Origin of the sequence: Dyella agri (assembly GCF_044904705.1) — a bacterium.
Lineage (GTDB): Bacteria > Pseudomonadota > Gammaproteobacteria > Xanthomonadales > Rhodanobacteraceae > Rhodanobacter_A > Rhodanobacter_A agri.
This window is the reverse complement of sequence record NZ_JADIKL010000004.1, coordinates 569563-579226: the sequence shown is the minus strand read 5'-3', so window position 1 is coordinate 579226 and position 9664 is coordinate 569563. Positions and strand designations below refer to the sequence as shown.

General features: G+C 61.3%; 10 protein-coding genes. 9 read left to right on the top strand and 1 reads right to left on the bottom strand.

The window, feature by feature from the left end; genetic code table 11:
• Positions 1–39 precede the first annotated feature (39 nt).
• The 8 genes from ISP14_RS10415 to ISP14_RS10380 all read left to right on the top strand — a co-directional run bounded on the left by ISP14_RS10415 (position 40) and on the right by ISP14_RS10380 (position 7287).
• A complete protein-coding gene (locus ISP14_RS10415; RefSeq protein ID WP_404539192.1) occupies positions 40–732 on the top strand; it encodes an NRAMP family divalent metal transporter in 693 nt (230 codons plus the stop codon).
• A gap of 97 nt (positions 733–829) precedes the next feature.
• Positions 830–1282, top strand: a complete 453-nt coding sequence (locus tag ISP14_RS10410; RefSeq protein WP_404539143.1) for a PA2169 family four-helix-bundle protein — start codon at positions 830–832, stop codon at positions 1280–1282.
• A 42-nt stretch (positions 1283–1324) separates the two neighbouring features.
• Complete coding sequence (locus tag ISP14_RS10405) at positions 1325–1453, top strand: hypothetical protein (protein WP_404539140.1); 129 nt, start codon at positions 1325–1327, stop codon at positions 1451–1453.
• Between the two features lie 52 nt (positions 1454–1505).
• Complete coding sequence (locus ISP14_RS10400) at positions 1506–2405, top strand: hypothetical protein (RefSeq protein WP_404539137.1); 900 nt, start codon at positions 1506–1508, stop codon at positions 2403–2405.
• Positions 2406–2473: 68 nt separating this feature from the next.
• Positions 2474–2632, top strand: a complete 159-nt coding sequence (locus ISP14_RS10395; RefSeq protein ID WP_404539135.1) for a DUF3309 family protein — start codon at positions 2474–2476, stop codon at positions 2630–2632.
• Positions 2633–2941: 309 nt separating this feature from the next.
• The gene (egtD, locus tag ISP14_RS10390; protein ID WP_404539189.1) at positions 2942–3871 is read left to right on the top strand and encodes an L-histidine N(alpha)-methyltransferase; all 930 of its coding nucleotides are present in this window, start codon (positions 2942–2944) and stop codon (positions 3869–3871) included.
• Positions 3872–4016: 145 nt separating this feature from the next.
• Positions 4017–4916, top strand: a complete 900-nt coding sequence (locus ISP14_RS10385; protein WP_404539132.1) for a formate/nitrite transporter family protein — start codon at positions 4017–4019, stop codon at positions 4914–4916.
• 403 nt (positions 4917–5319) lie between these two features.
• Positions 5320–7287, top strand: a complete 1968-nt coding sequence (locus ISP14_RS10380; protein WP_404539129.1) for a transketolase — start codon at positions 5320–5322, stop codon at positions 7285–7287.
• 85 nt (positions 7288–7372) lie between these two features.
• Here ISP14_RS10380 and ISP14_RS10375 read toward each other — a convergent pair whose 3' ends face one another.
• On the bottom strand, positions 7373–8200 hold the full coding sequence (locus ISP14_RS10375) for an alpha/beta fold hydrolase (protein WP_404539126.1): 828 nt from the start codon (positions 8198–8200) through the stop codon (positions 7373–7375).
• 293 nt (positions 8201–8493) lie between these two features.
• Between ISP14_RS10375 and ISP14_RS10370 the strand changes: the two genes are divergently transcribed.
• The gene (locus tag ISP14_RS10370; protein ID WP_404539123.1) at positions 8494–9327 is read left to right on the top strand and encodes a YihY/virulence factor BrkB family protein; all 834 of its coding nucleotides are present in this window, start codon (positions 8494–8496) and stop codon (positions 9325–9327) included.
• Positions 9328–9664: the final 337 nt, after the last annotated feature.

The window sequence follows — 9664 nt, the reverse complement described above, 5'->3', positions numbered from 1 at the left end:
GGGCGTACCGTCCTCGGCTTGCTTGAGCACGGCGATGATCTGGCTATCGCTGAATCGGGACTTCTTCATGGAACCTCCTCGGGAAAGATTACGAGAAAATTCCACTTTCAGCGTCTGCTAATTTACGGGGGGATTACCGCTCCACGGCAGGCGCCGGACGCACTGAAGCGCATCGGGGTCGACACCAGCACAGGGATGATCTTTTCCAACGTGATCGCATTCTTCATCATCCTGACCGCGGCCGTGGTGCTCCACGCACATGGCAAGACCGACATCCAGACCTCATCCGATGCCGCGCAGGCGTTGCGCCCGTTGGCCGGGAAGTTGGCATTCGCACTGTTTGCGGCCGGCATCATCGGCACCGGCCTGCTGGCCGTCCCGGTACTCGCCGGCGCGACGGCGTACGCTGTCTCCGGAGCTTTTGCGCAACGCTCGGGGCTGGAGCACAAGCCCCAACATGCGAAATTCTTTTACGGCGTCCTGATCGTCGCCACCGCGGCTGGATTGGCTCTGAACCTGACTCCGCTCGACCCGATCAAGGCGCTGTACTGGAGCGCGGTGATCAACGGTGTAGCAGCGGTTCCGCTCATGGTCGTGATGATGTGGATGGGCTCCCGCCGCAAGGTCATGGGGAAATTCACGATCCCGTGGGCCATGAAGATCCTGGGGTGGCTGGCCACTGCCGCGATGGCCGCCGCCGCCATTGTCATGTTCGCCACGTGGCGAAAGTGAGGGTTGTCTGGTCACACAGTCTGGACGACCCGTTCACGTCAACTGAGCGACGCATCGCCGATTCTTCCTTCCATGGTTTCCTTCGATTGGATGCCTCATGACTCCCACGAATATGCACGACATCGCAGTCTTGAACGGGCTCGTCCAAATCACCATCGACAGCGTTGAGGTCTACGCAGAGGCGGCCCGAAAGGTAAATGACGCCTATTTGAGTGGCAGTTTTTCACGCTGGTCGGAAGATCGAAATCAGGTGGTTGGTGCATTGAAAGCCCAGGTCAGTGCCTTGGGTGGCGATGCCGAAGTGGAAGGCTCCGCCGTTGGGTCCGCACATCGCTTGTTCGCGCAGCTTCATGAGGCGCTGATATCGGGCGACGCCACGGTGGTCGATGAAGTCGAATGCGGGGAGGACCGCATCAAGCACCGATACGAGGAAGCACTGAGGGACCCTGCACTCTCGGCGCCGAGTCGGCGAGTCGTCGAACGCGCCTACGTGTCGGTTCTCGCCGGACACCAGCAAGCCAGTGCGTTGAAACGTTCAAGGCGCGGCTAGAGCGCTGCAAATCATTCTGCCCTCGTCCCAAAGGAGAACGTCATGAACGAAGGTCCCGCTTTCCCATCGAGTCGGAAGGAGCGTGGCGGTATCGGCTACGTGTTGTTGTGGTTGCTGGGAGTGCCTATCCCGATCCTGATTCTTATCGCTCTGTTGCGGGGCTGCGCCTGATGTGGGGGCGAGCGTTGCACGAATTGTCTATGCCAGTGACGGAGAGAACATAATGAATCCGAACATCGAAGATACGCAACCGACGGCGGTGATCGACCACCCGCACATGAGTTGGGGTGCCGTGATCGCCGGGTGGGCCATTGCAGTAGGTATGGCGTCGCTGCTGTTCGTCGTGGGTTTGGCTGTGGGGCTTTCGGTGTTCGATCCGGAACGCGCCGCAAGCAGCGCCAAGGGACTGGGGATAGGTACGGCGATCTGGATGATCCTTACCTGGGTCTTCTCGCTTTTTCTTGGCGGCATGTTTGCCAGCTGGTTCGACGGCAAGAACGACACGACGATGGGAACGATGCATGGAGTGACGGTCTGGGGCCTCGCTGTCTTGATGAGCAGCATTCTGCTGTCGGCAGGAATCGGCCGCGCCATGAACGCTCCGGCGCTGTTCGGCGACCATATGGGATCGGAAAAAGCCGGCACGTCCGATGTGCCAATCCGTGGCTTGCCAGGTTCGCCAGCGGCCAATGCCTCCGCAGACATTCAGGCCAGACTGGAGTTGGGAGCGCGATCCGCCGATGGCACCGCCAACGCCACGCCCCGATATGCGATGGCGATACGCACCGATCCCGGAGCCATCGCCATGGCCACCGACGCTCTGATGTCGTCTCAGCCGCAAACAGCGAGGGACATTCTCATGGCCTATACCGCGATGACGCCGAGCCAGATCGACGACACCATCGCCAATGCCACAAGGCGGGTGCAGCAGTACCAGGACGAAGCGCGAACGCTCGCCAAACGGACCGCGAAATGTACGAGCGCTGCGCTCTGGGTGGTTTTTTTGAGCACCTTCCTTGGCCTGCTTGCGTCGGCCTTGGGCGGCTGGCTTGGAGCAGCGCATGTTCATCGCGTGTACCACCTGCGGAAATATCGTCCCGTGACTCGGGATGAAATGGATTAAACCAATTACGCAAGCGCACCTGCATGTGGGCTTGCTCCGCTTCGACATACCGACAATGAGGTGCATCCATGGCTCTCTCCACCATTCTCATCATCGTGCTCATCCTGCTGCTGATCGGTGCGCTACCGGCATGGCCGTATAGCCGTACCTGGGGCTATCGCCCCATGGGCGGCCTGGGCATCGTGCTCATCATCATCATCGTGCTGCTGGTAATGAGGGTGATCTGAGCTCGCCCATGACGGTCTCCGCCATCGCCTGAGCGAGAAAGCTGCCGCCAGATCGGGAAATTCCCCTATGTCCGGGTCACGCCAAGCCTCTTGTGTTCCGCAACCGTCCATACGCGGCCAGGATCCATCGACGATGTGGATGTCAGGCGCGGCCTGACGCAGCGCAGCTATCGTCTATCGGAACTCACTCCAGGTCGACACACGCGGATCGCGGATCGCAACCTTTACAGGCCTGACCAACGCTGGATGTTTGCAGAGCTGCGGTTGGCCATGGAAGTAAGCTGAGTGCATCAATTGCCAACCACTCGAATGGCGTTTGAGAGAGATGTCATCGCAGGCCTCAGTGCCCGCCCAAAGACTCTCTCGCCCAAATACCTCTACGACGCAAGAGGCTCTGCGTTGTTCGAGGAGATATGCCACACCCCCGAATACTATCCAACGCGAACCGAGACTGCCTTGCTCAGAAGTGCGGCGGCCGAGATCGCCGACGACGTCCCTACGGGATCCGTGCTGGTCGAATTCGGAAGTGGCGCCAGCACCAAGACTCGGCTGCTGCTGGACGCAACCCCGCAGATCCATGCATACGTCGCCGTCGAAATCAGCGCCGATGCGGTCTCACGCGCCATGGCGCGACTGACCCATGACTATCCGGACCTGCTCGTTCACCCGATAGTCGCCGACTTCACCGAACCGTTCGATATCCCGGATCACCTGTTGGCTCGCGTACAGGTGGGATTCTTTCCAGGCTCGACCATCGGCAACTTCAGCCGTGAGGGCGCGATCGACCTGCTGCATTCCCTTCGCGACCGTCTTGGTCCAGCGTCGCGGCTGGTCGTTGGCGCGGATCTGGTCAAGAACGAGGAGGCCCTCCTCGCCGCCTACGACGACGAGGAGGGCCTGACCTCCAGCTTCAACAAGAACCTCTTGCAGCGGATCAATCGGGAGCTCGGAGGGGACTTCGATATCTCGTTGTTCGCGCACAGCGCACGCTGGAACGCGCGTGAGCAGCGTATCGAAATGCATTTGGTCAGCCTGCAGGAGCAGACTGTTCATATAGCGGGCACGCCCATCGCCTTTGCCGCCGGTGAATCCATACATACCGAGAATTCGCAAAAATTCACCGGTGAGTCCTTCCGCGCCCTTGCGAGGGCCGCGGGCTGGTCGGTACGTCGATCCTGGATCAGCGACAACCCCGCATTCGCTGTTTTCGAGCTTTGTCCCACGCTCTCATCTTCATGACGGTGTACTCGATTCGGATACCGCCGCACCCCCATTCCGCGGCCAGCATCCCGTACCGAGGTGCCAGGTGACAAACGACATCGAAGAAACCGTAAGGAATCCTGCACCAGGGCCGCCTGCGGGCGAGGCCGTGGGGGAGCAGCCGATGGACGAAGGTTCGGGCAGCGGGTTTGCGCTGTCGCGCGAAGAACACCGCGACGTCAAGAATAAATCGCCGCCGCGTGCGGCGGTGTTGCACGAGGTCGTCCGGCATACCGGCGAGGAGGAACTCAAGCGCAGTTTTGCTTCGCTGGCCTGGTCGTCGCTTGCGGCTGGCTTGACCATGGGTTTTTCGTTCTTGGCGCGCGGCGCGCTGCAAAGCCAGCTGGCAGGCGTGAGTGCTGGTCATCTGATCGATTCGCTGGGTTACACGTTTGGCTTCCTCGCCGTGATCACGGCGCGGCAGCAACTTTTCACCGAGAACACGCTTACCGCGGTATTGCCGCTGATGACGCAGCCTGGCTGGAGCAGCCTGGTCCGCCTGCTGCGCCTATGGTCGGTGGTGCTGGTCGGCAATCTTCTGGGCGTTTCGGTGTTTGCCTTCGGCCTGCTGCATCTTCGGCAGTTCGATGCGCGGACCGGGCACGCCTTTCTCGACATCGGCCGGGAGTTGATGCGGAACACGCCGTTCGAAATGTTCAGCAAGGGCGTCCTTGCCGGCTGGATCATCGCCATGATGGTGTGGATGCTGGCCGCAAGCGAGCATTCGCGGCTGGCGATCATCGTTATCTGCACGTACCTCATCGCGATCGGTGGCTTTACCCACATCATCGTGGGGTCGGCAGAGGCGATGTACCTGGTGTTCGCCCACGAGATCTCTTTCGCCACCGCGGTACTGCATTTCGGATTGCCGACCCTGTTGGGCAACGTGGTGGGCGGTAGCCTGATCTTCGGGCTGATCAGTCACGCGCAGGTGCGCAGCGACAGCAACGAGGAAGCCGGGAGCAGCCCGGAGTCTGCGGATTCAAAGGCCACGCCGAAAAATTCAGCGATACCGCGAAACTGAGCCGGAGTAGGCGCGACGATCACATCGCGCCAACCACCAGTCCCACACGCTAGAGCCATTGAAGAACCCCGCGCATGTAACCACCGTCGCCCGATCGCGCCAAGCGAATGACCAAGGTGTTTATTGGGAAACCTCTGCGCCGGGATCCGATCCGATCGCGCGACACTGACACGGTGGAGCTGGATTCACGTCTCGGGGACGCAATGTTGCCACGTGGAAAACACTTTCATCTGTAGCGTCAGTCTTTGTCGCGCCACGCGCTTGGACATTCGCGCTCGATTTTGGTCGGTCCCACGGTGAAGAGCTGCACGCTGCAAAATTCGAAGACGTCTGCTCAACCATGACGGCTGGGCTTTTCCGCGTGGCCGCGAATCATCGACTGCCCAGAGGAGGAACTATGGGAATGATCGAACAAGCCATTCGCGCCAAGGCCATTGAACTTGGAAAGTTGGCCATCCGCGCAACCACGTCGGCAGGCAGCGGCCACCCCACAACGGCACTGTCGCTGGCGCATCTGATCACGGTGTTGATGTACCGCGTCATGAGGTGGGACCCCGCGCATCCTGACGCCGAAGGCTCCGACCGTCTGGTGTTGTCCGAGGGGCACGGGGTTCCCATCATCTATGCGGCCTGCGCCGATCTTGGCGTGACGATCACGCCTGGCGGACAGCCCCGCGCCATGAGCATGGATGATCTGATGAGCCTCCGCAGCATCGGCAGTCCGATCGATGGTCACCCCAATCCGATCCTCGGCTTTCCCTTCTTCGATGCCGCCACCGGCTCACTTGGGCAAGGTCTGTCAGTGTCAGCCGGCCTGGCGACGGCGGCACGCGTCCGCGGTCTGGACAAGACGACTTTCTGCATCATGGGCGACGGCGAAGCGCGCGAGGGTCAAGTTTGGGAAGCGATGGACTTTGTGGCCGACCACAGGCTTACCAGCGTCGTTGCGATCATGAATTGCAACACCCTGGGGCAAAGCGACTTCGTCGCGGACGCCCAGGGATGGCAGGCGCTCGAGCACAAGGCCGAAGCCTTCGGCTGGACGACGATCGTCATCGACGGACACCATCCGACTGAGATCGAAGATACGCTGCGGCGCCGCCGCGATCTCGGGGCCGGGAGGCCGCTCTGCGTGATCGCCCGCACCGTCAAAGGCTGGGGCGTGCCGAGCCTCTTCGGCGCCGGCCACCACGGCGTCCCCGTGCCGAAGGACAAGCTCCACCTTGCATTGGCCGAACTCGACAAGAGAGCAGTCGAACAAGGCGTCGACGATCTGGATCCTGTGGCCGCTGCCGAGGCGCTTCGCCCCACGTCTCCCCCACCGTGGACGTCGACCAGGACGACGCGTGCCCCCATGGAATTCGATGCGGCCGTCGCCGCCGTGCCGAAAGTCGCCCACGCATTGGCGGAAGAGAAGAAGATGTCTCCCCGACGTGCATTCGGGCTCGCTCTCAAGGCGTTGGGCGCCGCAAACTCCCGGGTGGTCGCGCTCGACGCGGACGTCAAGAACTCCACCTATGCGCTTGACTTCGCCAATGCGTACCCGGAGCGCTATTTCGAAGCACGCATTGCCGAGCAGAACATGGTTTCGGCCGCGGCCGGTCTTGCAAGCGGAGGCATGGTGCCGTTTGCGAGCACGTTCGGACGTTTTCTGGAACGCGCCTTCGACCAGATCGAGATGGCGATCGTCGGCGGCGCGAACCTGAAACTCGTCGGCACCCACGTCGGCGTGACCCTGGCGTCGGACGGCCCGAGCCAGATGGCGATTGCCGATATCGGCTTCATGCGCGCGTTTTCGCACAGCACGGACGGTCGCGGCAATCCCTCCGTGACGGTGCTCACCCCATGTGATGCCGTAAGTACGTATGCGATGGTTTTGGCGATGGCCGATTTCTCAAGCGCCTGCTACTTGCGAGCGGTTCGTGCCGATCTCCCGATCCTTTACGAGACCGATGCGAGTTTCCCGTTCCGCGGACACAAAGTCCTTTGCGAAAGAACACATGGCGACCGGCATATCGTTCTGGCCGCGTCTGGCTACCTCGTGCACAGCTGCCTCAAAGCGGCCGGCAAGCTGACCGAGGCGGGCATAGGCGTTACGGTCGTCGATGGATATGCGTTGCCCATGGACGCCGATCCGGTACTGGCGCTGGCCGGAACGAAGGGGGCGATCCTTGTGGTCGAAGACAACTACGTCGGCGGCTTGGCCAGCGAGCTGGCAGAAGCCGCGGCAGCGCGAGAAAATTCCCCCACGGTGCGTTCGCTTCTCGTGCATGTCATGCCAAAGAGCGGTCGCTCGGCGGATGATGTGCTGGACTACGTACATTTGTCCGTAAACGACATCGTAGCCGCCGCGACCGAGGCTGCCCGCTGAGCGTGGAACGACGTCCCCTGCGTCCCGTTGCTCCCGTGACGACGCATGAAGACGCAATGCCCGCTGGCATCGCCGATGAACGCATTCATGTTGCGAGAAAGGCGAGCAAGTCCTTGGTCAGACGATTGCTGGCCGTGGCGAGAAGACCATGCGGCTCGTCGTCATATTCGATGAGTCTGCTGCTGGTGATGCCATTTGCCGCTGCGCGACCGGCCGCATCGATGGGTACGATCTTGTCGGCGGTACCGTGGATGATCAGGGTCGGGACGTCGAATGCGTTCAAGTCGTTCCGGAAATCGGTCTGCGAGAACGATTCGGCGCAGGCCAGCGTGGGTTTCAAGCCTGCAAGCAGGGCGATGCCGGTACACATGGCCAGCAACTCGTCGCTCACCGGGCGCGATATCAAACCGGCCCCGAAGAACTGCGGGAAAAAGGTTTGCTGGAAGAAATGAGCGCGATCGGATCGAACGCCTTTCATGATTTCGTCGAAGTTTTCCTGCGGCACGCCCTTCGGGTTGTCGTCGGTCTTGAGCATGTACGGCACGACCGATGAGATCAGTGCAGCCTTGACCACGCCTCTGCCCTGGTGACGACTCATGTAGCGGGCGACCTCGCCGCCACCCATCGAGAAGCCCACGAGCGTGATGTCCGATTCCACACCGGCATGTGCCATCACCGCCGCAAGATCGTCGGCCAGGCTGTCGTAGCCGTAACCGTCCCAGGGTTGGTCGGAGCGGCCGAAGCCGCGGCGGTCGTAGGCAATGGCACGGAAACCTGCGGTGGCCAGTGCCATCGCCTGCGCGTCCCAACTGTCGGCGTCCAATGGCCAGCCGTGAATCAGGATGACCGGCCGACCGGCTCCCCAACTCTTGTAGTACAACGCGACGCCATCGTTGGTCGTGACGTAAGGCATGGCAATCTCCGCTTGCGATGATGAGTGAAATCTGCTGCTTGCCGATCCACTGCATCCTGCGGTTTCTGCCATGTGAATCCTGTGAAGCATCCGTCGAGCGATGGTCACGGTCGTCCAGAGGATCAAATTGAACAAGCGGTAGGTCTTTGCGCGCGTCACGGTGTTTCCGCGGTTTGATTTTTCTCCGCGGTGCGCTTCAGGGTCGAATTCGTTCTTATTTTGTGCGCCATCTTGATTCGTCTTTTTTGCTACCTGCACGGCTTCGCAACATGGAGGCGGCAAGATAGAGCGGCATGAGAGTAGCCCTTCTCCGCGATACGCTGCGCCATGCCATTCGCGGCGTGAAAAACGACGCGCTGGCTGGGCAGGCGGCAGCGATGGCCTTCTACTCGGCGCTCTCCCTCGCACCGCTGATCGTGTTGGCGCTCTGGGGGCTATCGCTGGTGCAAACACAGTGGCAGGCCCAGCTCGCGGATGCGCTCACCGGCGTGATGGGCAGCCAGGCAGCCGCGATTGTCGTGATGGTTGTGGACAACGCCCGTGCTCATCCCCGGCTAGGGGGTTGGGCCGGCATTCTCGGGCTCGGCATCACGTTTTTCAGCGCTTCGGCCGTATTCGCACAACTGCAAGACGCGCTGGACCGCATCTGGAATATTTCCAGCCAAGAACACTCGACCATTTACGCATGGGTGCACGACCGCCTGCGGTCGCTGGGTCTGGCGCTTGGCTTGACCGTGCTGCTGATCGCATCCCTTGCGACCAATGCATTGATCGGCCTGCTGGTGCCTCAGCACACTCAAGCCTGGGCAGCGATCGAGTACCTTGCGTCGCTGCTCTTGTTCCTGGCGGCGTTCGGGGCGATTTACCGTGTACTCCCGAACGCGGCCATCCCCTGGCTGGACGCACTTTGGGGCGCGTTGCTTACCACGTCGCTTTTCATCCTTGGCAAGTACGCGATCGGCATCTACCTTGCCCATGTCCGTATCGGCGGTGCCTACGGCCCTGCCGGTGGGCTCGTGGTGATGCTGACCTGGTCGTACTACGTTTCCTTCGTGGTACTGCTGGGAGCGGAGCTGACTCATGGACTGGCAATGGCTCGTCGGAGCGGAACGACTGATACCCCATGATCAGATCGTCATCGTCGTTCGGCATGATGCGTACGCAACACTCTCGCAGCGATCGCATTGGCCACCGATGGCGATACGGAACAAGCATGGCAGGATGGCCATCCTCAGGACGCTCGATTCACGCGTCGCCGCATACGTGCGCTGATCACGCAACCGGCGACGATCACCGCAGCATGCAGAACTCCTGCGAACCCGATGACATGCGGCTCGTCGGCGGTACGCCGAGAGGAAGGTGGCGACATGCTTCGATCAGGGGGACGCAGCCGCTGCGGCATCGACTGTTTCGCCGGGACGCAACGCCCGGACCGTCGATATGTCACGAGTGCCACCAAGCCGG

Excerpts from the sequence above, each read along its gene's own strand:
- ISP14_RS10410 (WP_404539143.1), top strand. The coding sequence starts at position 830 with ATGACTCCCACGAATATGCACGACATCGCAGTCTTGAACGGGCTCGTC.
- ISP14_RS10405 (WP_404539140.1), top strand. The coding sequence starts at position 1,325 with ATGAACGAAGGTCCCGCTTTCCCATCGAGTCGGAAGGAGCGTGGCGGT.
- ISP14_RS10400 (WP_404539137.1), top strand. The coding sequence starts at position 1,506 with ATGAATCCGAACATCGAAGATACGCAACCGACGGCGGTGATCGACCAC.
- ISP14_RS10395 (WP_404539135.1), top strand. The coding sequence starts at position 2,474 with ATGGCTCTCTCCACCATTCTCATCATCGTGCTCATCCTGCTGCTGATC.
- egtD (WP_404539189.1), top strand. The coding sequence starts at position 2,942 with ATGGCGTTTGAGAGAGATGTCATCGCAGGCCTCAGTGCCCGCCCAAAG.
- ISP14_RS10385 (WP_404539132.1), top strand. The coding sequence starts at position 4,017 with ATGGACGAAGGTTCGGGCAGCGGGTTTGCGCTGTCGCGCGAAGAACAC.
- ISP14_RS10380 (WP_404539129.1), top strand. The coding sequence starts at position 5,320 with ATGATCGAACAAGCCATTCGCGCCAAGGCCATTGAACTTGGAAAGTTG.
- ISP14_RS10375 (WP_404539126.1), bottom strand. The coding sequence starts at position 8,200 with ATGCCTTACGTCACGACCAACGATGGCGTCGCGTTGTACTACAAGAGT.
- ISP14_RS10370 (WP_404539123.1), top strand. The coding sequence starts at position 8,494 with ATGAGAGTAGCCCTTCTCCGCGATACGCTGCGCCATGCCATTCGCGGC.